Below are 21,937 nucleotides of genomic sequence, written 5' to 3'. Positions count from 1 at the left end.
CGGCATCACCAGCATGGCCGTCAACAAGGAACCCAAGTGGCGCCACAACGAGGAAGAGCTGACCAGCGGCTACGACCCGCACTGGCGAGCCTGACCGCATCGGGCGCCCCCGCCGCCCCGGCCGGAGTGACGAGACCTCTCCGACGGCGGCCACATGGGGCCGCGCCGCGGAGCAGCTCCTCGCGGAGCTGACCGAACGACGATGCGCACGATGGAAAGGAGCAGACGATGGGCGGGATCAGGGTCGGCAAGCCTGACGTGAAGCCCGACGCCCCCGGACACGTCTCCGGGCTGCACCAAGGGAACTCGGGCCCCTACCAACGGCAGCCGGGACACCATGAGGACGGTACGTCCGACGCCCGGCGGTCCACCGGCATCCACTGGAAGAAGCACAACGCGATCATGAAGATCATGCCGAACATTTCGCCCGGATGACCCGACGGGCAGCAGCGACGTGCGACAGCGGACGTACAGCCTTCGGCGCCGGCTGCCGCCATCCGGTCGAACCGTCTCCGCTGCCCGACAGCCCCGTTATGACGTCAGGGTGACCCACCGGCTGGTGTCGCTTGCATGCACACACTGCTGGTATCGGTTCGGGGCGCCCTCGTGTTCCTGGCAGCTCCAGGCGGCGCCCGCCGCGCGAACGGTGGTGGCTCCCTCACCGCCTCCGCTGCTCCAGACCTGGGTATAGGCACCCGCCACTTGAAGCACCGCCGGACACTCTTCGGCACGTGCAGTCGACACGGCGAGCCCCGAGGCGGTCAGAACCGACCAACCCCCGGACGGCTCAGCGCACACACAGCAACGCACGACACGCAGGGCCACCGCCTTCCCGTATCGAAGTACCGCCGGGAGCTGGGCTTTCGCTCCAAGTCCAGGACCCGACTCGCACACTTGGCCGATATTCGCACCTAAAAGCGAACAATGCGGACGTGGCCGCTTCGAGGCACGGTATGCGTGCGGGCGGGGGCCGGTTTCCAGCCCCCCTTCTTCCCGAGCATCGGACCAGCCGAAGGAATCGTGATGTCCGTAGCCACAGACTTGCTCGTTCCGGCGTTGCGCGAGGTCCGCGACGCCAAAGCGGAGCTTGCCGACCGCTTCAAAGCCCACCTCGCCGTCACGCCACCCGGTGAACACCGGGACGTCCTCGAGCGCCGCCTCGGTGACGCCCGCGGCCACATGTACCGCATCGACGAACGCCTGGATACCTTGCAGCCCCGCGGGCTGGTGCAGAGCGTGCTCGGGGGTGCCTGGGAGCTCACCGGGCAAGCGGCCCGGCTGCCCTTCGACATGGCGCTGTCGGTCCCGGCGGCGGTGTTCCGCAGCCGCGGAGCGGCGACGGAGCTGCGGCTGCTCAAGAACGCCGAGGACGAGTATGCGGTCACCGCGCTGGCCCTGGCCGTCTGCCGGGCCGCCGAGCGCATCGCCCGGCAGGCCGAGGACGCCGTCAGCGCCGAGCTGCTCAGCACCGTCCGCCATGACGACGAGGAGGCGCTGGAAGAGCTCGCCGGGGCCCTTGAACAGCACGCCGAAGCCGCGGTGGCGGCCACCGAGAACACAGCCGATCTGAGCGTCGGCGGTGCCGCCCTTGCGGTGCGCGAGTGGAGCAGTTGGCTGCGGGAGACGGCCGAACGCATGCCGGGCGCAGACCGGCTCCAGGGGCAACCGCGGGGAGCCCTCATCTCGGACGACGAACTGCCGATCCCCGACTACCGCCGGCTCAGCACGAAGATGATCGTCGACCGGCTCCCGCACCTGACGCAGACGGACCTGGGTATCGTCGGCGCCTACGAGCGCTCCCACGCGCGCCGCCCCGCTGTCCTGTGCCGTATCGCCGCGCTGCTCGGGCCGGTGCCCTGGCCCGGATACGACAGCATGACCGAGGAGGAGGTCCTCAAGCGGCTCAGTGACGCCGAACCGAGCCAATGTCGGCGTGTCCTGGAATACGAGCGCCGCCATCAGGCACGCTCCCCGATCCTCATCAGGGCCGCCGAACCGGCCGCGGAACGAGTGCCCGCCTGACCTGGTGCGGCTCGCGCGGGACACCCGGCGTCGCGCCCCGGCCGGCCCCCCTTGCCCCGTCGGCCCCGCGGTCAGGACTCAAGCGGTTGACTGCGGGGCTCGGGGGCCTCGCCGAGCGGCTCGCGGCCAAGACCCCGGCCACGGTGGGTGGGACACGTCTCGATCCAGTCCACCATCGCGGTGCGGTCGGGTCCGACGCTGACGACGGCTTCCGCGACCGGCTCGTCCTCGGGGCGCAATGGGCGTACCCCCATGCCGCTGCCCGAACTGCGTGAAAGGGCCATGGTGTCGGTCCGCACAGACCCTGACGTTCATACCCGCTACGTTTCAGCGTCCTCCGATTCGTCCCCGCTGTCACGGGTGCACAGAGAATCCGCGGCCACGGCCTGCCCTGCTGCGATCAGCAGCGAGCGAATCTGGTCGATGACCGGCTGGTGCAGCGGCAGCGTCAGATGACCGACGCCGGGCACGAGGACGTTGCGGGCCTTCAGGTCGGGATGGTCGATGCGGGCCCTGGCAGCGGGTACGACAGCCTCGTCCAGGTCGCTGTAGAAGGCCACGAACCGGGTACGGCATCCGGGGGCCGGCTGGGCGAGTTCGGTCAGCACTTCGCTTCCCGGCCGTAGCTGGCGCAACAGCGGATGCGGTGGGGCCAGCAGAGCCGTCACGGTGCCGCCGTGCGGCGCCGCCAGCGTGATCACCAACGGTACGTACGCGTCCCCGCCGAGCCGCTGGACGTAGTAGCGGGCGATCAGCCCACCAAGGCTGTATCCGATCAGGAACACAGGCCTGCCCTCATTCCGGCTGTGCGCCAGCTCCACCTGGTCGGCAAGCACCCGGGCCGCCGTACGGATGTCCGGGCTGAGCGCGTTGTAGCTCACCGGGACGAAGGGGCCGGCGCCGCAACCGCCCAGACCCCGCTCCAGGGAGGAGACGACCCACTCCCGGTCGGCCAGACCGTGCACCAGCAGCACCGGGATCCCCGGCTCAGTGGGGCACAGTTCGTCTCGGTCCTCCGACCGCGCGGGCCGGGCATGGCCAAGCCGCCCGGTCAGCTGCCCGACGCCCTCCACGGCGACGTCCAGCGGCAGCCGGGCCAGGCGCACCGCGGCCCGGCCGGCCTCGACACCGAGGCCGCGCACCGGCGACAGTCCTGGCACCGACAGTTGCGTCCTGAAGGGAGTACCCGTGGCACCTCACCTCCCACCTATGCCCGAATTGTCCCATAGAGGAAATCGGAAGGCGTAGGCGGCAAGAACTTCATGGTCGGGGTGGGGTCACGGACGGATCCTGGTGTTGTCTCCGGTGACGGCCGTGCCGATCGTCTGTGCGGCGATCGACCGCTCACCGGACGCGGTGATCGTCACCGCACCGGCTGCGGGAAGCTGGGCGGCCAGTTCGGCAAGCAACTGCGGATCCTCCCTCAGCGTCCGCTTGATCTGCTGACGCAGCGCGGCCGCGGCATCGGTGTCCTCCGGCCCCTCGGCCGCCTCACGTACCGCCGCCTCCAGCTCGGGACGTCCGGCCGGGCTCCGGCGCCGCCACACCGCGTGCAAAATACTGCGCCCTGCGTTCGCCGTGGCTCCCACCGCAGCGTCCTCAGCTCGGGCCAGCACCCCCGCACCATAGGCGCCCAGGGCCGCGCTCAGATACGGCCCTGCCTGCTCCAGGAACTGCACGATCTCCGCTTCCACAACCCACCCCCGCGTTCCTGCCATTGATCGAGGCAAGGGCTCAGACTACGCCGCCCAGCCGGCGCGCAGGCGGCAACTCCGCCTCGGCTGCGTCGATCCTTGCGCGGATCTGTGTGACGAGCGGGTTCTCCGGGCCCATGACGGGCTCGATCCGGTCGAGGGCTGCGCGATAGAGGGCGATCGACTTCCGGTGTGCGCCGGCCTCCTGGTGGGTGTCCGCCAGGGTGAGTTGGGCGCTCAGGACATTCGGGTGGTCGCCGAGGGTCTGCTGCCAATGGGCGAGGTTGGCTTCGTACAGTGGCACGGCCAGATCGGGTCGGCCGTCGGCCCGGTAGATCTCGGCCAGGTACTGCCGTTGCTCGAGTGTGTCCGGGTGGGTGGCGCCAATTTCCTTCTCGGTGAGCGCGACGCTGTGTTCCAGCAGCTCGGTCGCCCGGGCGAGTCCGCCGGACCTGCCGTGCGCGCGGGCCAGCGTGGTGGTGCAGCGGAGTGTTTGCGGGTGGGTGACGCCGAGTGCGGACGCGAGTTGCGCGCGGACTCCCTCCAAGACGGCGACCGCCTGTGCCGCGTTGCCGGACTCGAGGTGGGCGGCGGCCAGGTTCGTCCGGCTGGTGACGGTGTGCGGGTGCGTGTCGCCGAAGATGAGACTGGAGTTCCGCACGGTGGCTTCGAGGAGTTGGACGGCGCGCGGGGCGTCGCCGGCTGTGAGGTGTGCGGTGGCCAGGTTGCTCCGGCACACCGCGGTGTGCGGGTGGTCCTCGCCCAGCGACCGGATGCACCGTTCCAGTGTCGTCTCCGCGAGGGTCACGGCCCGCGCCGGATCGTCCGCCTGGCGCAATGCGTCGGCCAGACTGATGTAGTTGGCCAGCGTGTCCGGGTGGGACCCGCCGAAGACCTGCTCGCACTGGGCGACGACGGTCTCGAACAGCGGGACGGCGCGAGCTGGGTCGCCCGCCGCGAGGTGGGCCTTCGCGAGGCCGCTTCGGGTGGCGAGGGTGTGGGGGTGGGTCTCGCCGAGCAGCCTGGCACGGTGCTCGAGGATGCTGTCGTACTGGGCGATCGCCCGGCCGGCGTCTCCGGCGGCCTGGTAGGCCTGCGCCAGCCCGTTCCTGGTGGTCAGGGTCTGGGGGTGGTCGTCGCCGAGCAGGTGGGCGCTCTGAGCGGCCGCGGTCTCCAGCAGTGGCAGCGAACGGGACGGGTTCCCGGCGTCACGGTAGGCGCAGCCGAGGTTCGCGCGGACGGTGATGGTCTCCGGGTGCGCCTCGCCGTACACCTCCTCGCACCGGGCCAGGACCGTTTCGAGATGACGTGCCGCCTGGTCGGGGCGTCCGGCGATCGCATAGGCGTAGGCGAGGTTGCCCCGGCTGGTGATGGTTTCGGGATCGCTGTCGCCGAGCGCCTTCTGCCACTGGGCGAGGACGGCGGTGTACATCGGAATGGCACGGGACAGGTCGCCTGAGGCGAGGTAGGCCGCCGCCAGGCCTTGCCGGCTGGTCAGCGTGGCAGGATGGGTCGGTCCCAGGGATCGCTCGTACTGCGTGAGGGTCGCCTCGTGCAGGGAGACGGCGCGATCCAGGTCGCCGGACGCGTGATAGGTGCGGGCCAGCTCAGCGCAGCTGACGAGAGTGTCGGGGTGGTCGCTGCCAAGTGCTCGCCTACGCCGGGCCAACGTCTCCTCGTGGAGTGCTACGGCACGGGCAAGGTCGCCGGCGTCACGGTAGGAGTTGGCGAGGTTGGAGTTGACGGTCAGCGTCCCCGGGTGAGAGTCGCCGAAGACTTGCGCGCACTGGGCGACCATCGGTTCGAGGATCGCGATGGACCGGTCGAAGTCCCCGGCTCCGTGGTGGGCGTTGGCCAGGTTCGCGCGCACCTTCATGGTGAGTTCGTGCTCGGCGCCGGCGAGCGCTTCGCAGCCGGCGAGGGCCGCCGTGAGCAGCGGAACGGCGCGGGCGTCGTGGCCGAGGCCCTGGAGATAGCCCGCAGCGCTCGCGTACCGTCCGGCGGGAAAGGTGTCAGCGTGTCCGTCAGGAGTGGTGGCGGCGAGGGCGACGAGGTGCGGGAGCAGCCGATCCCAGGCGGGTGACCGGCCAGAGCTGGGCGGTTCTCCCAGCGGGACGACCGCGGCGCACAGTAGCCGTTCGGCCTCCAGCCGGCCGGCCGGCGCCGTGCCTTCAGGGGGCGACTGGTTCCGGAGGGTGGCCTGGACAAGTCGGTGGACGCTCACTGTGTCCCGGGTGAGGGAGACCATGCAGTAGACGCCAAGGACCCCGAGGGCCTCGTGAAGGTCGTCGCTGTCGTCGGCGATCGGGGTCAGCAGTTCCACTGGGATGTCGTCGGGGGCCAGCCACGCCAACGTGGACAGGACGGAGACTGCCAGGGGGTTGCGCTCCGTGAGGGTGCTGATCGTCTGGCGCCAGATCCGGGCGACGGTGCGTTCCGGGTCCACACCTTCGGGAGCCTTGTCCAACGCGCCTACCAGCCTTCGGCGGTAACGTTCGATGCCGATCGTCGGATTCTGCGCAAGGTAGGCGCTGGCCTGCATGAGTGCGATGGGAAGCTGCCCCAGGTCAGCGGAGAGCGCCCGGATCTCCTGCATCTGACGGTGGGTCGGCGGAGTCGCGCCGAGCACCTGCCTACAGAGAAGTTCGCTCGCCGCAGCCAGGTCGAGTACGTCGAGTGCCAGCGTCGCGACGGAGGTCGGCCAGCCGGCTGACCGTCGGCTGGTGGCGATGACGTGGCCGTTGGGCGTGCTGACGTAGGGCCGCAGATCGGCCGGATCCTCGACGTTGTCGAAGACCAGCAGCCACCCCGGATGCCACTGCAGCCACAACTTCGCCCAGGCGGCGCGCTCTTCGGTGGATGCGCTGCCGGCCCACACGGGGATCAGTCGCAGAGCGAGGTCGGCCAGCGATTGCTCGATGTGGACGGGCGATCCGGCGGCAATCCACCACACGACGGTGTAGTCGCGACGGTGTCTGTGGGCATACGCAAGCGCGAGGGTGCTCTTTCCGACGCCGCCGAGGCCCTGGACGACGGCGGTCCCGGTGGCCCGCGGCCCGAGCGTGCCGCGCAGCCGGCCCAGCTCGCTTGTGCGGCCGAAACACAGAGGAAGCGGCGGCAGGTTGGTGAGCCCGGCAGGTGCCTGGACATCGCGCGCCGAGTTCAGCAACTCGCCCGTCAGAACGGTGACCGGGCCGGTGATCGCTGTCCCGATGTGGTGGGCGGCGACGGATCCGGTCCCTGTCGCCTCGAAGGTTAAGTCCGTCACCGCGGGACCCGCCGACTCTCGTGGCCAACGGTGACCGTCGACCTTTCCCTGCCGCTTCGGGGCATGGCCCGGACCGAAGAAGTCTGCCGCACCGACGGGCTACTGCGTGCCTTCATCTCAGTCCCCTCTGCGGGCCGGCTGGATGTCTCGCTCTCCAGCACAGAGCGTACGCGTTCCCCATGGCGGGTCAGTATCGGCCGAGCGGTGGCGAGGGTCACGTCCGTGACAGACACCACCGGAGCGCCCGTCCTCCTCATCACCCATCTCCAAGGCCGCCTCGAACGGCTCCTCTTGATGCGCCGGAGCTGAGGGATTCTCGTGGTGGAGGCCTTTGGAAGCCGGTGGACCAAGACCGGACAACTCCACGCCCACCGTCCGTCGAGCCTCGGACGATGACGCGCGGGCCGGTCAAGCGGGGAGCCATCTGGGCCACCACGGTGGCACGTTGTCGAGCGAGCAGACATTGTTGTCGCTGGCGACTCCGGTCGGGGTGCCGATCACGGCGAAGTGGACGAGCGCGATGGCCACAAGAGCGACAGCAAGCGCCGCTGACGGAGCCGCGAGCCTCACTCGGGCCTGATGAGCCGGGCGGACAAGGACCGCCGCCACAGCCCACACCCCAAGGCCGGCGACCGCGACCGAGGCGACAGAAAGGACGGGTTCCCACGTCCACAGATCAAAGAATCCGGGGTGCTCCCGCTTCAGCAGCCGGCACGTCCTGCGCGCCTCGCGCGACAGACGGTAGACGCCGTAACCGGCACAGACAGTCACCAACAGGACAAGGCAACTGACTCGAGCGGGGTCTGGGCCCAGCTGTCTGTTCATACATGAGGCTGACGCTCGAGTTGCTGTCAATGGTTCCCGGCGGACTGCTGCGAGCACGAGGTGGGTGCGCCGCCATGTGAAGGGGTCTGCGAGCAGTGCAGTCAGTGGCGCAAAGATGCCGGTGACCTGCGTGAGGCAGAGGGCAGCAGGAGCGCGGGGCCGCGACCGGTCCCCTGTTCCGGTCGCGGCCCCGTGTTGGTGGGTGTGGAGACTGGTCACGAGCCGCAGCAGCCGCCCGCCGGGCCCTCTTCGACAGATGCCTTCGTGCCGAGCTGGATCAGCTGCGGTGCCGGAGCGCAGCACCCTCCGCCGCTCTGGTCTGCTTCGAGGGCGTCGAACAGGCCCGCTCCACCGCACACCCCGGTTTCGGGGAGGGTGAGTTCGACGCGGTCGGCGGACTCGGTGTCACCGGCGATGGCGGCCACGACGGAGCGGACCTGCTCATAGCCGGTCATGGCGAGGAACGTCGGGGCGCGGCCGTAGGACTTCATGCCGACCAGGTAGATGCCCTGTTCCGGGTGTGCCAGTTCGCGGTGGCCGTGCGGGTGGACCGAGCCGCAGGAGTGCTGGTTGGGGTCGATCAGCGGAGCCAGCTCGATCGGGGCCTGAAGGCGCTCGTCCAGGCCGAGCCGGATCTCCGACAGGAACGACAGGTCCGGCCGGAAGCCGGTCAGCACGATCACCTCGTCCACCGGCTCCAGGCGACGGCCGTCCTCGGCGACCAGAACCAGGCGGCCGTCGCTGTCGCGCTCGATCACCTCGGTGCGGAAGCCCGTGACCGCGTCCGCGTAGCCGTCGTCCACGGCTGCCTTTGCCGCCAGCCCGAGGGCGCCGCGGGCCGGGAGCTGATCGGCGGTGCCACCGCCGAAGGTCGAGCCGGAGATGCCACGGCGCAGGATCCACACCGCGTGCGTTGCGGTGCCGTCGTCGGTCTTGGCGAGGTCGGCGAGGTAGGCCAGTGCGGTGAAGGCGGAGGCACCGGAGCCGACGACGGCGGTGCGCTTGCCCGCGTACCGTGCCCGTACCGCCGGGTCCTTCAGGTCAGGGACGCGGTAAGTGATCTTCTCGGCGGCCGCGTGCTCGCCGAGGGCGGGCAGGCCGCTGCCGCCGGCGGGACCGGGGATGGTCCAGGTGCCGGAGGCGTCGATGACCGCCCGAGCGAACAGCCGTTCCTCGCGGCCGTCAGCGTGGGTGACGTGGACGACGAAGGGCTGGGCTTCGCGGTCGGCGTCGACGATCCGGTCGCGGCCGGTGCGAGAGACGCCGGTGACCCGGGCGCCGGTGCGCACGCGGTCGCCGAGGACGTCGGCGAGCGGCTGCAGGTAGCGGTCGGCCCAGTCACCGCCGGAGGGGTAGGAGGCGGGGTCGGGCTTGACCCAGCCGGTCGGGGCGAGGAGCTTTTCGGCGGCCGGGTCGGTGAGCTCGCTCCAGGTGGAGAACAGCCGCACGTGACTCCACTGGCGTACGGCGCTGCCCGCTGTGCTGCCGGCTTCCAGGACGAGCGGTTGGATACCGCGCTCCACCAGGTGGGCGGCGGCGGCCAGGCCGGCCGGTCCGGCTCCGATGACCACGACGGGCAGGTTCTGCTTTTCCATGGCGGCTGTTCCTCGATGTCGTTGGGGCGCGGGTGGTTCAGCGGGTGGTTCAGCGGAGGGGAGCGTGGGTGGCGAGCGCGAGGTGCACGCTGCGGCGCTCGGCACCCGCCCGGCACGCGGCGTCGCACACCTCCGAGCAGCTGTCGCAGAACCGGACGCCGGCCAGGTGCCGGGCGGTGGAGCGGGCGAGGAACCCTCGGACCCAGGCGGCCATGCGGACTCCCTGTTTCGATTCCTGTCGATGTCTTGAGCGGCAAGCATGGCACCTGTATCGATAGACGTCAACATAGATATCCATCGAATCCAGGGTTGCACTGGAGATGCAAGACGGCGGCCGTCTCTCAACGCGGGCCGCGGTCGCAGCCTCCGGCACCTTCGGCCACCCGTACCGCCCTGCCCTTCCCCCTCTGAACTACTGCAGCGGCGCGGTGCTGCACGCCGCCCGCTACCGCACGCCAGAGCCCTTCGCCGGTCAACGCGTCGCGGTGATGGGCGCAGGAAACTCCGCAGTGCAGATCGCCGCCGAGCTCGCCGGCCCCTCTCGGGTCACCCTGGCGAGCCGCGCCCCGGTGCAGCTCGCCCGTCAGTGGATCCTCGGTGGGGACCTGCATTTCTGGCTGAGGGATACGGGCCTCGACGCGGCACAGATGGGCGGCTTGCTGCGGGAGCCCCCGACTCAGCGCGTCATCGATGACGGTCATCGATGACGGCCGCCACCTGGCCGCCCACCTGAGGTGCCGATGACCCTGGCCCGCCTGCTTCGATGTGTGTCAACATAGATGTATGTCGAACGCCAAGGTGCTGCCACTGCTCGAACCCGACAGCCAGGGTGTGGCACCGTGCTGCCCGCCGCTGACCGAACGACCCATGACCGCCGAGGAGGCCGAGACGGCCGCCCGCATGTTCAAGGCTCTCGGCGACCCGGTCCGGCTCCGGCTGTTTTCTGCAGTCGCCTCACACGAGGACGGCGAGGCATGCGTGTGCGACATCTCCGACGTCGGCGTCTCCCAGCCGACCGTCTCCCACCACCTGAAGAAGCTCAAGGAGGCCGGGCTACTGACCTCCGAGCGCCGCGGCACCTGGGTCTACTACCGGGTGGAGCCGGCCGTGTTGGCCGCCATGGGTCAGTTGTTGACCCAGGCGTCGACCGCAGCCTGACAGTCAGCTCCGATTCGGAGGGCCAGGCGTTGTCGGTGGCGTGCGGCACCATGACGCCATGGCTGTCGATATTGCCTGGACCGCGCGCAGTTGGCCGAGTTCCCCAACCTCACCGGTGCGGAGAATCCCACGTGTGCTGCCACGCGCCGCCCGTCGCGCGGTTGGCATCGAGGATGACGAAGTCAACGCCGGGGCGGCGCAGGTGGTAGCCGACTGCGAGACCTGCCTGGCCGCCGCCGACACCACCACGTCGGTGCGCTGTGTCATACGGCCGGCTGCTGCGCCGTGAACTTCCTGCGCCAGGCCAGCGAGACGTACACCAGCGCGACCAGGACCGGTACCTCGATGAGGGGGCCGACGACGCCGGAGAGGGCCTGGCCGGAGGTGACGCCGAAGGTGGCGATGGCAACGGCGATGGCCAGCTCGAAGTTGTTGCCCGCCGCGGTGAACGCCAGGGTGGCGGTGCGGTCGTAGGCCAGGCCGATCACCTTGCCGAGCCCGAAGGTGCCGAACCACATGATCGCGAAGTACGCCAGCAGGGGCAGTGCGATCCGTGCGACGTCCAGCGGCTGCGAGGTGATCGTCCTTCCCTGCAGGGCGAAGAGGAGGACGATCGTGAAGAGCAGCCCGTACAGGGCCCACGGACCGATCTTCGGCAGGAACTTCGCCTCGTAGGACTCGCGGCCCATCTTCTGCTCGCCGATGCGGCGGGTGAGGAACCCGGCGATGAGCGGGATGCCGAGGAAGATGACGACGTTGAGTGCGATCTTCCACATGGAGATGTCCAGGTGCCGACCGTCGCCGAGGCCGAGCCGGCCGGGCAGCAGGTCGAGGTAGAACCAGCCCAGCAGGCCGAAGGCCAGGACCTGGAAGACGCTGTTGAGGGCGACGAGGACGGCGGCGGCCTCGCGGTCGCCGCAGGCGAGGTCGTTCCAGATGACGACCATGGCGATGCAGCGGGCCAGGCCGACGATGATCAGGCCGGTGCGGTACTCGGGCAGGTCCGGCAGGAAGATCCACGCCAGCGCGAACATCACCGCCGGGCCGACGAGCCAGTTGATGACCAGCGAGGAGACCATCAGCTTCTTGTCGCCGGCGACAGCGTCGAGCTTGTCGTAGCGGACCTTGGCCAGGACCGGGTACATCATGATCAGCAGGCCGACGGCGATGGGCAGAGAGATGCCGCCGATCTCGACCTTGGCCAGGGCGTCGTTCAGGCCCGGGATGGCGCGACCCAGGCCGAGGCCGAGGGTCATGGCGAGCAGGATCCAGACGGCGAGGAAGCGGTCCAGGGTCGACAGCTTCGCGACGACCGAGGTTTCCCCGGGCGGCGCGGCTGCTTCGGTGCGGATCACGGGCAGGCCCTCTTGTTGTCGGCGGTGGCGCGGGCAGTGGCGGCGAGATCGGCGAACTGCCCGGCCAGGGTCTCGATGACGTCGGGCCGCAGCTTGTAGTAGGTCCACCGGCCGCACGGCTCGGTCTCCACCACGCCGGCCTCGCGCAACACCTTCAGGTGGTTGGAGAGGTTGGTCTGCTTGGCACCGGTCTCCTCCACCAGATGGGTGGTGCACAGCGTCTCGCGGGCTAGCAGAGTCACGATCCGAAGCCTGAGCGGGTCGGCCAGTACCCGGATCAGATCAGTGTCGACTGACGTCATCATGGACTGATACTGTCACATCAGCCGAGGCTGATACCAGTCCGAGCTGATCTCAGCGAGTTCTGTCCCGACCTCCCGTCGGGACCACAGCCTGAAGGGGCAAGAACCGATGTCCTCCAGCCCGCTCGCCTCCGTGCTGTTCGTCTGCGTCCACAACGCCGGTCGTTCCCAGATGGCCGCCGGATTCCTCTCCCACCTCGCGGGCGACCGAGTCGAGGTGCGCTCCGCCGGTTCCATCCCGGGTGACCGGGTGAACCCCGCCGCAGTGGAGGCCATGGAGGAGGTCGGCATCGACATCTCCGAGGCCAGGCCGAAGATCCTCACCACCGAGGCCGTCCAGGCGTCCGACTACGTAATCACCATGGGCTGCGGTGACGCCTGCCCGATCTTCCCCGGCAAGAAGTACCTCGACTGGGCCCTGGAGGACCCTGCCGGCAAGGGCGTCGAGGCCGTCCGCCCCATCCGCGACGAGATCAAGACTCGCATCGAGGCGCTGATCGCCGAGATCGACGCCACTGCGGAGCACGAGGGCTGACGTTCACCGCCACCAGCGGGGTGAACAACGTCGGTTCTCACCCCGCCGGCGGCTCGCTGCTGTACGGCGGCGGAGTAGGTCGCGGGTTGAAGCGCCACCACCCCACCGCGCAGAGTCCTGGTCCGCCACTCGCGTTTGGGGACACGATGACGGCCCTACCGGCCCGACAGAGATGATCAGCTCCCATCCGCGAACAGGCCGAGACCGCGACACTGCGCGATCAGACGGGCGCCTCGATCCGACTCGGGCTCCTCCCGTGATCTCCGCTGGATCTAATCGCCGGTCGTGCCGTCGAGCATCTCGCGCAGGATGTCCAGGTGGCCGTTGTGGCGGGCCGTCTCCTCGGTGAGGTGAAGGAGGATCCACCGCAGGTCGACGTGGAGGCCGTTGCGGATGGCTCGCTGAGCCTGCTTGTCCAGGCCGTTCCCGGCCACCAGTTCGCGGTAGCGGGCGCTCTGTTCGGCGTATTCGTCGAGCAACTGCGTGAGCGGGAAGTCGACGGCGATACGCATCTCGCGGTCGGGGTCCTCCTCGGTCCAGGGGCCCCGGTCTTCCTCGCCGAGGAAGACCACCTGGAACCAGTAGTACTCGACCCAACGGAGGTGGTTGATCACTCCGCTCATCGTCATCAGCGGTGAGCCCGGAAGGAGCGCCTTGCGTGCGTTCTCCGCGGAGACGCCATCGCACTTGGCGCGCGCGGTGTCACGTGCGTAGTCGAGAAACGTGGTGAGCTGAGTTCGCTCGTCCCACGCAGGCGGCGTGTCATCGATTCTGGTCATCGCGCGAAGCGTCCCCGATCACCGCGCCCGATGTCGAGGTATTTATCGACGGACGCAACCTGCTCCGCCCAGTTCCTTGTCCGGCGGGTCGCTACAGCGATTCAGCGCCGGTGGGCCGCCCGGCATGATCCGCAGGACAGGCCCTGGGCAAGCACGGGGCCAAGCGTCCGGAGTGAGAGGAGAACCTCACCGACCCGGGCACCGGGCAGCTGCTTGCCGGGACCAGCTCACCGTCGTCGAGCTCTCCCGCTTGGGGCGGTCGACCACGCAGCAGCCGGGTGACCACCGTGGTGGCACGTTCGCCGAACCATCGGTCATGAGGAGACCAGGCTGGGAATCTCGGCGGCTACCAGTGGGTCACGACCACCGCGAAGCGAGTCGGAGGCCCGAAGGTGCTGCTCGCCGGCATTGGCGGGCTCGGCTACCTGACCGTGCGCGGTGTCGAGGCTGGCGGAACCGCGGCGTACAAGAAGCTGCGCACCGGTCGGCCATGCTCGCGGAGGAGCCGCACCATTCGTTCCAGCCCGAGAGGTTCGACTCCGTGCAGCCGCATGCGCCGAAGTCGGCGTGCAAAGACCCCGGCATGCTGCTGTGCGGGATGCGCCGTAGCCCACACGTGGTAGGTGGCGCCGCTGCGGAGGGCGGTCAGAGCAGCCGCGGACGCCTCGTCGTCACCGGCCAACCGCTTTTCCAGCGCATGCCGTTGCATGGTCACCCTCGCCGGGGGACTGCGGTACAGGGGCCAGGTACCGCAACCCCAGCGATCGCCTGCGTTAGCGTCCCTCCGCAGTCTGGTAGCGACCGGTATGCCCCTCACCGACCGGTCCATATACAGCTACGGATCAAAAGGCACTCGTGCCCGGTCCGTGCCCGAAGGGAGCGGCCGCTGCCGTGCGGCAAACGCGCGTGTCCGTCTCCGGACAGGGTCACCCGTATGCGCTCGCGCGTTGTTCTTCACCACTGTCACGCTTGGGAATGCACCGGTGACCACTGGCACTGACTCGATGTGGAGCGCTCTCTGTCATGAAGGCCATCAGCCGCAAGACCTCTCGTCTGGCAACCGTCGGCGCCCTCGCGGGCACGGCTGTGCTCGCCGTGTCCGTCCCCGCGTTCGCGCACGTCACCGTGCAGGCGGAGGGCACGCCGGCGAAGGGCGGCTACACCGTCGTTGACTTCAAGGTTCCCAACGAGCGCGACAACGCCTCGACCACCAAGATCGAGGTGAACTTCCCCACCGACCACCCGCTGTCCTCGGTAGCGCCGCAGCCGGTCGACGGCTGGAAGATCCAGATCACCAAGTCCAAGCTGGCTACGCCGATCAAGGTGCACGGCAAGGAGATCTCCGAGGCCGTCACCAAGGTGACCTGGACCGCCGACGGCAAGGGCGTCGAGCCGGGTTACTTCCAGAAGTTCCCGGTCTCCATCGGCCAGCTTCCCCAGGATGCCGACCAGCTCGTCTTCAAGGCGCTGCAGACGTACTCCAACAAGGAGGTCGTCCGCTGGATCGAGGTGCCGCAGAAGGGCCAGGCCGAGCCCGACAACCCGGCGCCCGTGCTGCAGCTGGCCGCTGCCGCCGACAGCGAGGCCCCCGCATCCGCCGCCCAGAAGGCCACTGACGCCTCCGCGCCCGTCGCCCAGAACACCATGACCACTGCCATGAACCACATGAGCAGCAGTGACACCACCGCCCGCGTCCTCGGCATCGTCGGCATCGTCGTCGGTATTGCGGGCCTGGCGTACGGCGTGTTCGCCAGCCGCCGACGGACCACAGCCTGACCCTGCTCCTCCGAGTCGGGCCGCCGCGCCAAGCCGTCTCAGTGAGTGTCTGACTGCGTGACAAGGCCGACGAACACCGGCGGACGCGCGAAGTAGAAGGTCGGAAGTCGGTAGCAGATTTGCTATCGGCCTGTGACTCGCTGGCCCCGGATCAGGTCGAACCCGTACACCACTTCCCTGGACGCAGCCGTTTTGACACCCTCTTCCAGCACCTCTTCAGTCGTCGTGCGAAACTCCCTGCCGGGTCAGAGGGAGGGGCAGGGGCGTGGAGAAGTCCGAGGCGAAGCAGTTGCTAAAACGGGCTCGCGAGATGTGGGAGGCGGAGGAGTGGCTGCGTTCCGCCGAGCTGTACGAGCAGGTCCTCGCGCACTATCCGGACGAGGGCCCCAGCGCGGTGTGGTGGTACGACGCAGCACTGGCGTACAAGTTTCTGCGTAACTGGGCAAAGGCCTACGAGCTCGGCCGTGAGGCTGCCGCCCGCTCGCCGCGCGGCGAGCAGGACCCGGCGTTTTGGAACCTGGGGGTCGCTGCCACGATCCAGCGTGACTGGGCGACCGCCCGTGACGCTTGGGAGGGCTTCGGGATCCCGATGCCGGAGGGCGAGGGAGAGATCAACGGCGCCTTCGGCCCGGCGTGCGTACGGCTGGACGCGGGTGGCGAGCGCGAGGTGGTCTGGATCCAGCGGCTCTGCCCGACGCGAGGACGCGTGATGAACGTCCCTGCCACGAAAGGCCGTCGCTTCGGCGAGATCGTCGTGCACGATGGGGAGCCGACCGGCGAGCGGATGTACAACGGCCAGAGCGTCGCTGTCTTCGACGAATTGCTGCTCTTCGAGGCCTCTTCGCTGCCGACGCTGCATGCGACCGTAATTGCAGCGGATGCATCCGACGTCGACGCCCTGGTGGCTTCATTCTTCGCCCGGGACTTCGGCGCCGAGCCGGCGAGCAGCTTCCACATACTGTGCGCATGCTGCAGCGAGGGCCGGGTCGACTGGGACGAGGCCGGCGTGCCGACACACGGCGGCTCACAGACTGTCTGGCTGGCCGCCCCTGAGACCGAGGCCCGGCAGCTACTGGATGCGTGGGCCACGGGCGGCGGACGCAGCTGGAACGGACTGGAGCTGCTTGGTTGACTCCCCCCGGGGCACAAGGGAAAAGGCCCCCGGAGCAGACCTTGGTGCGGGACCGTGGCATCCAGCTTCACCCCGCGGCGTCCCAGCCGGATCGGCGCCCCGCAGCGGCCACCGCGCAGCGGCCGTCACTGCCGACCCCGCCGAATGATTCTGAGGAAAACCCGGGAACGCTGCCGAAGGGGCGGTACGCGAGTACCGCAGCACACCCGAACCATCCGGGCCACCACATCCGCCTCACCGTCACCCGTCAGGTCTGTGCCGGGGCTGGAAGTGCGACCGGCAAGATCAACAACCGAACCTCGTTCGGGACGAAGAGGCTGTGGGTCCAAGCCCGCTACCCGAACACCCCGCGAGGAAGGTGCCGCTCGTGGTCTGATCGCGCACGGGCCGGAATGCGTTCGGTGCGGCCGGGATTCAGCGCTACGGTTCCGTCACACCCAGTCAGCCCAGGAAACTCAGCCGCACCTGGCGGTTCGGGTTGTCCTTGTTGGTGTCCACCAGGCACACCGACTGCCAGGTGCCCAGGGCCAGTCGGCCGCCGAGGACGGGGATGGTCGCGTGGGGCGGGACGATGGCGGGCAGGACGTGGTCGCGGCCGTGGCCGGGGCTGCCGTGGCGGTGCTGCCAGCGGTCGTCTGCGGGCAGGAGGGTGTGCAGAGCGGCGAGCAGGTCGTCGTCGCTGCCCGCGCCGGTCTCGATGAGCGCGATCCCGGCGGTCGCGTGCGGCACGAACAGGTTCAGCAGGCCGTCACGGCCGTCGGCGGTCTCCCGCAGGAACGCCTCGCAGTCGCGGGTGAGGTCGACGACCGTCTCCCGTGAGCCGGAGGCGACGTTCAGCACTCGGGTGGTGAAGGCATGTGACATGCCCCCATCCTCCTTGATCCCGGGAAGATCCCCGCTCCCGGCACGGTTGAGGGCTGACGTGGACAGTACACGCGAGGTCGAGGTGGTCGTCGTAGGGGCCGGTCAGGCCGGGCTGTCGGGCGCGTATCACCTGCGGCGCACCGGGTTCGAACCGGACCGTGACTTCGTGGTGCTGGATCACTCCCCCGGTCCGGGCGGCGCCTGGCAGTTCCGGTGGCGGTCGCTCACGTACGGCAAGGTGCACGGGATGCACGCGATGCCGGGGATGGAGCTGACGGACGCCGATCCCGCGCGGCCGTCGTCCGAGGTCGTCGCCGAGTACTTCGCCGCCTACGAGCGCGCGTTCGACCTGCGGGTGCGGCGCCCTGTGGACGTACGGGCCGTACGGGAGGGCATCGGGGGGCGACTGCTCGTGGAGACCTCGGACGGTGTGTGGTCCACGCGTGCCCTGATCAACGCGACCGGCACCTGGGACCGGCCGTTCTGGCCGAGGTATCCGGGCCAGGAGAGCTTCCGCGGGCGGCAGCTGCACACCGCCCGGTACGCGGGTCCCGAGGAGTTCGCCGGGCAGCGGGTGATCGTCGTCGGCGGCGGCGCGTCCGGCACCCAGCACCTGCTGGAGATCGCGCCGTACGCGGCCGCCACCACCTGGGTGACCCGGCGCCCGCCGGTCTTCCGCGAGGGTCCGTTCGACGAGAACCTGGGCCGGGCCGCGGTCGCGCTCGTCGAGGAACGGGTACGGCAGGGGCTGCCGCCCCGCAGTGTCGTCTCGGTCACCGGACTGCCGCTGAACGACGCCGTCCGGCAGGGGCTGAAGGACGGGGTGCTGGACCGCCGGCCGATGTTCGACCGGATCACACCGGACGGGGTGGAGTGGGAGGACGGGCAGCGCGTTCCGGCCGACGTCATCCTCTGGGCGACCGGGTTCCGGGCCGCGCTCGGTCACCTGGCACCGCTCGGGCTGCGCGAGCCGGGCGGCGGCATCCGCGTCGAGGGGACCCGGGCGATCGCCGATCCCCGGATCCATCTGGTCGGCTACGGGCCTTCGGCGAGCACCATCGGCGCCAACCGGGCCGGACGCGCGGCCGTACGGGACATCCGGCGGCTGCTCGCGGCGCAGGAACCGGCCGCAGCCGCCTGACGCGGGCCGTCTGGGAGGCGAGAGGCCTGCGCCTGACGCGGGCGTCCGGGAGGCGAGAGGCCTGTGCCTGACGCGGGACTCTCGAAGGCTGACGCCTGCGAGCGTCTCGAGGTCTCGGTGCCTCGGGCCTCCGTCCGGTGCCTCCGGGGACTTCGTCAGCCGGACCGCTCCAGTTGGGCGTCCTGGCTCGTGGGCTCCTGTCGAGCGTCCTGGCTCGTGGCCTCCCGTTCGGTGTCCCCGTCCGCCGGCTCCAGCCGGGCGTCCCGGCGGACCAGCGCCGCATACCGCCCGTCCAACTCGAGCAGTTCCTGGTGGGTGCCGCGTTCGGCCACGCACCCGGAGTCGAGGACCACGATCTGGTCGGCGTCCCGGACGGTGGACAGGCGGTGCGCGATGGTGAGCGTGGTCCGGTCGGCGGACAGCGCGTCAATGGCCTCCTGCACGGCGGCCTCCGTACGGGTGTCCAGGGCGCTGGTGGCCTCGTCGAGGATCAGGACCGGCGGGTCGCGCAGGATGGTGCGGGCGATCGCCAGGCGCTGCTTCTCGCCGCCGGAGAACCGGTGGCCGCGCTCGCCGACGACGGTGTCGTAGCCGTCGGGCAGGGCAGCGATGTGGTCGTGGATCTGGGCCGCCTTCGCCGCCGCCCGGAGTTCGTCGTCGGTGGCGTCCGGCTTGGCGAACCGCAGGTTCTCGGCGACCGAGGCGTGGAAGAGGTACGTCTCCTGCGAGACGACGCCGACCGCGCGGGCGAGCGTGTCGAAGTCCAGGTCGCGCACGTCGACCCCGTCCAGGGTGACGCGACCGCCGGTCACGTCGTACAGCCGCGGCACCAGGTAGCCGAGGGTGGACTTGCCCGCGCCGGTCGGGCCGACGATCGCGAGGCTGCTGCCCGCCGGGACCGTGACGTCGATGCCGTCGAGGATGGGGCCGCCCTTGTCGTCGTAGCGGAAGGTGACGTCCTCGAAGCGGACCTCGCCCTTGACGCGGTCGAGGCGCACCGGCCGCTCGCGCTCGGTGATGTCGATGGGCAGGTCCAGGTACTCGAAGATGCGCTGGAAGAGCGCGAGGGAGGTCTGGATCTGGACACCGGTCGCCAGCAGGCTCACGGCGGGGCGGAACAGGCCCTGCTGGAGCGAGACGAAGGCGACGATCGTGCCGAGCGAGGCCTGCGGGCCGCCGAACTGGAGGGCGATGCCCGCTGTCCAGTAGATGACCGCGGGCATCGCGGCCATGACGATCGTGATGACGGCCATGCGCCAGCGCCCGGCCATGTTCGACCTGACCTCGAGGTCGACCAGGCGCTCGGACTCCTCGGCGAAGCCCGCTGTGAGCGAGTCGGAGCGGCCCATCGTGCGGCCGAGCAGGATCCCGCTGACCGAGAGCGACTCGGTGACCGTCGCGGCCATCGCGGCCATCTGCTTCTGGCGCTGAGTGGTGATCTTCTTGCGTTCGTTGCCGACCCGGCGGCTGATCCACACGAACACCGGCAGCAGGATCAGCGAGACGATCGTGAGCCGCCAGTCCAGGGCGATCATGGCGATGATCGTGGCGACGACGCTGGTGACGTTGGAGACCAGGGAGGTCGCGGTGGAGGTGACGGTGGCCTGCATGCCGCCGATGTCGTTGGCGATGCGGGACTGCACCTCGCCGGTGCGGGTGCGGGTGAAGAAGGCGAGCGACATGCGCTGCAGCCGGCCGTAGACGGCGGTGCGCAGGTCGTGCATGACGCGCTGGCCGACGGTCGTGGAGATCAGGGTCTGCAGGACCCCGAAGACGCTGGTGAGGACGGCGCTGAGGATCATGCCCGCGGCGAGCAGGGTCAGCAGTCCGGTGCGGCCCTGCGGGATCGCGACGTCGAGGGTCTCCTTGAGCAGGAAGGGCGTGGCGACGGAGACCAGCGAGGCGGCGCCGACCAGCAGGCCGACGATCGCGAGCCGGCCCCGGTAGGGGCGGAACAGTCGCACGATGCGCCGGACCTGGCGGGGCTGGTCCTTGGCGTCGGGGGGCGGGGTCCAGGTGGGTTGGCGGTCGGGATGCATGGGCTCCTACGGGGGTGGGCGGGCGCCTGCCCTGGCGTGCGGCCGGCGATGATTCACGGATCCTAGCTCATTGTTACCTATGCTCATAATGAACCTGGTCCTGATATTGTTCCCGCATGACCAGCCCCGATCCCGACGGCCTCCTCGCCGAGCAGCTGCTGCGGCTCACCCGGCGGGTGCACCGCATCCAGAAGCGCCATCTGGAGGAGCACGCCCTGGGCATCACACCGGCCCAGTCCCGGCTGCTGCGCACCCTCGCGCACTTCGGTGAGCCGCCGCGCATGGCGGACCTCGCCGCGTCCCTGGAGGTCGTGCCCCGTGCGGTGACCACGCTCGTGGACGCGCTGGAGGCGAGCGGCAAAGTGCGCCGGGTTCCCGACCCGGTCAACCGCCGGGTGATCCGCGTCGAACTCACCGACGACGGACGCACTGCTCTGCGAGAGCTGCGCAGCGCGCGCCGGGCCGCGGCGGCGGAGATCCTGGCACCGCTGACGGGCGAACAGCGCGAGGCGCTCGGCGGACTGCTGGACACACTGGTGGGCGCGGCACCGGCACGGGGGGGCGGCTGCTGAGACACCGGGCTTGCCTCCGGACCTGTCGAACTCACCTGAGGGGCCGGCCGTTGCGTTGGCACACCACCGTTTTCGCACTCCGCCCGTTTTCGCACTCCGCCCGTTTCGGCACACGGCCGCATTGGCGCCCAGCCGCATCGGCGCGCAGCCGCATTGGCACGCAGCCGCATTGGCGCGCAGCCGCGCCGACGCGCGGTCGGGCAGGTGGACGGGTGACTACGCCCGCAGGTTGGCCCTGTCCCCCATCACCACGACCGGGGTGTCCTCCGGGTCGAGTCTGCGCAGCAGATACTCCATCGCGGACTCCGGCACGCTGACGCAGCCCAACGTGCCGTCACCATGGTCCAGATGCAGCCAGATGCCACCGCCCTTCTTCTGACCCAGGGGGCGGGTCGGGTCGTCGGGACGGGTGCCCGGCAGGCGGTTGTAGTCGATGGCGATGACGTAGTCGAAGTCGTGCCAGTGTGCCTCGTCCCAGTAGTACGGGGTCTGGAAGGCCTCCTCGTCCTGGGTGTACGGCAGGAGCGAACCCGGGTCGTCGAGGATGCCGCCCGCGTCGGACAGCGTGAACACACCCACGGGGCTGCGTTCGTCGCCTTCCTTGTGGTTCGTCGTCCAGCCCCGCTTGCCGTTGTGCGCCGGCCAACTGCGGATGAGGTGCCAAGCGGACCCGCGCTTCTCGTAGAGGACGAGCGTGGAGTCCGGGGAGTCCTCGCGCTCCCCGTACACCGCCACCACCTGACGGGTGCCCACGGGCACCTGCTGCCACAGCCGTTCACCAATGCCCGGCACCCGGGCCGGGGCCGGCCGCGCGGACGGGACGGGCCGGGGGGTGCGCCCGGGGCCCCCCGGTCTCGGCACCACCCCCGGGGGGGGCGCG

Annotated in this window: 20 protein-coding genes and 1 pseudogene; 9 read left to right on the top strand and 12 right to left on the bottom strand. The window is 69.9% G+C overall.

The features are described 5' to 3' along the window. Positions 1-228: 228 nt before the first annotated feature. Together ABZ484_RS34130 and ABZ484_RS34125 are read left to right on the top strand one after the other, a co-directional pair. Positions 229-435: a hypothetical protein gene (locus ABZ484_RS34130; protein ID WP_358869832.1), complete on the top strand. Its 207-nt coding sequence runs from the start codon at positions 229-231 to the stop codon at positions 433-435. A gap of 588 nt (positions 436-1,023) precedes the next feature. Beyond that, a complete protein-coding gene (locus tag ABZ484_RS34125) occupies positions 1,024-2,022 on the top strand; it encodes a hypothetical protein (protein WP_358869831.1) in 999 nt (332 codons plus the stop codon). A 320-nt stretch (positions 2,023-2,342) separates the two neighbouring features. On the opposite strand, the gene ABZ484_RS34120 is transcribed toward ABZ484_RS34125, so the two are convergent. From ABZ484_RS34120 to ABZ484_RS34100, 5 genes are all read right to left on the bottom strand, one after another. Beyond that, positions 2,343-3,182 (bottom strand): lipase, encoded by an 840-nt coding sequence (locus ABZ484_RS34120; protein ID WP_358869830.1) that lies wholly within the window; start codon positions 3,180-3,182, stop codon positions 2,343-2,345. A gap of 117 nt (positions 3,183-3,299) precedes the next feature. Further along, positions 3,300-3,716: a hypothetical protein gene (locus tag ABZ484_RS34115; RefSeq protein WP_358869829.1), complete on the bottom strand. Its 417-nt coding sequence runs from the start codon at positions 3,714-3,716 to the stop codon at positions 3,300-3,302. A 40-nt stretch (positions 3,717-3,756) separates the two neighbouring features. Next, the gene (locus ABZ484_RS34110) at positions 3,757-6,984 is read right to left on the bottom strand and encodes a tetratricopeptide repeat protein (protein WP_358869828.1); all 3,228 of its coding nucleotides are present in this window, start codon (positions 6,982-6,984) and stop codon (positions 3,757-3,759) included. A 1,040-nt stretch (positions 6,985-8,024) separates the two neighbouring features. Then, positions 8,025-9,404, bottom strand: a complete 1,380-nt coding sequence (locus tag ABZ484_RS34105) for an NAD(P)-binding domain-containing protein (RefSeq protein WP_358869827.1) — start codon at positions 9,402-9,404, stop codon at positions 8,025-8,027. A gap of 49 nt (positions 9,405-9,453) precedes the next feature. Continuing rightward, entirely contained in the window at positions 9,454-9,618 is a 165-nt protein-coding gene (locus tag ABZ484_RS34100; RefSeq protein WP_358869826.1) for a hypothetical protein, read from the bottom strand. A gap of 106 nt (positions 9,619-9,724) precedes the next feature. Between ABZ484_RS34100 and ABZ484_RS34095 the strand changes: the two genes are divergently transcribed. Together ABZ484_RS34095 and ABZ484_RS34090 are read left to right on the top strand one after the other, a co-directional pair. Continuing rightward, the gene (locus tag ABZ484_RS34095; RefSeq protein WP_358869825.1) at positions 9,725-10,111 is read left to right on the top strand and encodes an NAD(P)-binding domain-containing protein; all 387 of its coding nucleotides are present in this window, start codon (positions 9,725-9,727) and stop codon (positions 10,109-10,111) included. A 76-nt stretch (positions 10,112-10,187) separates the two neighbouring features. After that, complete coding sequence (locus ABZ484_RS34090; protein ID WP_358869824.1) at positions 10,188-10,562, top strand: metalloregulator ArsR/SmtB family transcription factor; 375 nt, start codon at positions 10,188-10,190, stop codon at positions 10,560-10,562. Positions 10,563-10,677: 115 nt separating this feature from the next. On the opposite strand, the pseudogene ABZ484_RS34085 reads toward ABZ484_RS34090, so the two are convergent. From ABZ484_RS34085 to ABZ484_RS34075, 3 genes and pseudogenes are all read right to left on the bottom strand, one after another. Then, positions 10,678-10,829: pseudogene (locus ABZ484_RS34085) on the bottom strand (NAD(P)-binding protein); the annotation flags it as partial. Further along, the gene (gene arsB, locus ABZ484_RS34080; RefSeq protein WP_358869823.1) at positions 10,826-11,917 is read right to left on the bottom strand and encodes an ACR3 family arsenite efflux transporter; all 1,092 of its coding nucleotides are present in this window, start codon (positions 11,915-11,917) and stop codon (positions 10,826-10,828) included. The gene arsB and the pseudogene ABZ484_RS34085, both read right to left, overlap by 4 nt. Beyond that, entirely contained in the window at positions 11,914-12,222 is a 309-nt protein-coding gene (locus ABZ484_RS34075; RefSeq protein ID WP_358869822.1) for a metalloregulator ArsR/SmtB family transcription factor, read from the bottom strand. The genes arsB and ABZ484_RS34075 overlap by 4 nt, the downstream gene beginning before the upstream one ends. A gap of 106 nt (positions 12,223-12,328) precedes the next feature. Between ABZ484_RS34075 and ABZ484_RS34070 the strand changes: the two genes are divergently transcribed. Further along, on the top strand, positions 12,329-12,754 hold the full coding sequence (locus tag ABZ484_RS34070) for an arsenate reductase ArsC (protein WP_358869821.1): 426 nt from the start codon (positions 12,329-12,331) through the stop codon (positions 12,752-12,754). Between the two features lie 272 nt (positions 12,755-13,026). On the opposite strand, the gene ABZ484_RS34065 is transcribed toward ABZ484_RS34070, so the two are convergent. Then, positions 13,027-13,533, bottom strand: a complete 507-nt coding sequence (locus ABZ484_RS34065; RefSeq protein WP_358869820.1) for a DinB family protein — start codon at positions 13,531-13,533, stop codon at positions 13,027-13,029. Between the two features lie 1,023 nt (positions 13,534-14,556). Between ABZ484_RS34065 and ABZ484_RS34060 the strand changes: the two genes are divergently transcribed. Next, entirely contained in the window at positions 14,557-15,309 is a 753-nt protein-coding gene (locus tag ABZ484_RS34060) for a YcnI family protein (protein WP_358869819.1), read from the top strand. A gap of 265 nt (positions 15,310-15,574) precedes the next feature. Then, a complete protein-coding gene (locus ABZ484_RS34055; protein ID WP_358869818.1) occupies positions 15,575-16,441 on the top strand; it encodes a tetratricopeptide repeat protein in 867 nt (288 codons plus the stop codon). Positions 16,442-16,882: 441 nt separating this feature from the next. On the opposite strand, the gene ABZ484_RS34050 is transcribed toward ABZ484_RS34055, so the two are convergent. Next, entirely contained in the window at positions 16,883-17,305 is a 423-nt protein-coding gene (locus ABZ484_RS34050) for a secondary thiamine-phosphate synthase enzyme YjbQ (protein WP_358869817.1), read from the bottom strand. A gap of 58 nt (positions 17,306-17,363) precedes the next feature. On the opposite strand from ABZ484_RS34050, the gene ABZ484_RS34045 reads away from it, so the two are divergent. Continuing rightward, positions 17,364-18,446: an NAD(P)-binding domain-containing protein gene (locus tag ABZ484_RS34045; protein WP_358869816.1), complete on the top strand. Its 1,083-nt coding sequence runs from the start codon at positions 17,364-17,366 to the stop codon at positions 18,444-18,446. Positions 18,447-18,601: 155 nt separating this feature from the next. Here the strand turns inward: ABZ484_RS34045 and ABZ484_RS34040 are convergent, their stop codons facing one another. After that, on the bottom strand, positions 18,602-20,485 hold the full coding sequence (locus ABZ484_RS34040) for an ABC transporter ATP-binding protein (protein ID WP_358869815.1): 1,884 nt from the start codon (positions 20,483-20,485) through the stop codon (positions 18,602-18,604). Between the two features lie 116 nt (positions 20,486-20,601). Between ABZ484_RS34040 and ABZ484_RS34035 the strand changes: the two genes are divergently transcribed. Then, on the top strand, positions 20,602-21,057 hold the full coding sequence (locus ABZ484_RS34035; RefSeq protein ID WP_358869814.1) for a MarR family transcriptional regulator: 456 nt from the start codon (positions 20,602-20,604) through the stop codon (positions 21,055-21,057). Positions 21,058-21,273: 216 nt separating this feature from the next. Here ABZ484_RS34035 and ABZ484_RS34030 read toward each other — a convergent pair whose 3' ends face one another. Continuing rightward, positions 21,274-21,849, bottom strand: a complete 576-nt coding sequence (locus ABZ484_RS34030; RefSeq protein ID WP_358869833.1) for a L,D-transpeptidase family protein — start codon at positions 21,847-21,849, stop codon at positions 21,274-21,276. Positions 21,850-21,937: the final 88 nt, after the last annotated feature.

It is taken from the genome of Streptomyces sp. NPDC006393 (genome assembly GCF_040628575.1).
In the GTDB taxonomy this organism is placed as follows: domain Bacteria; phylum Actinomycetota; class Actinomycetes; order Streptomycetales; family Streptomycetaceae; genus Streptomyces.
This window is presented reverse-complemented; position numbering and strand designations above follow the sequence as displayed.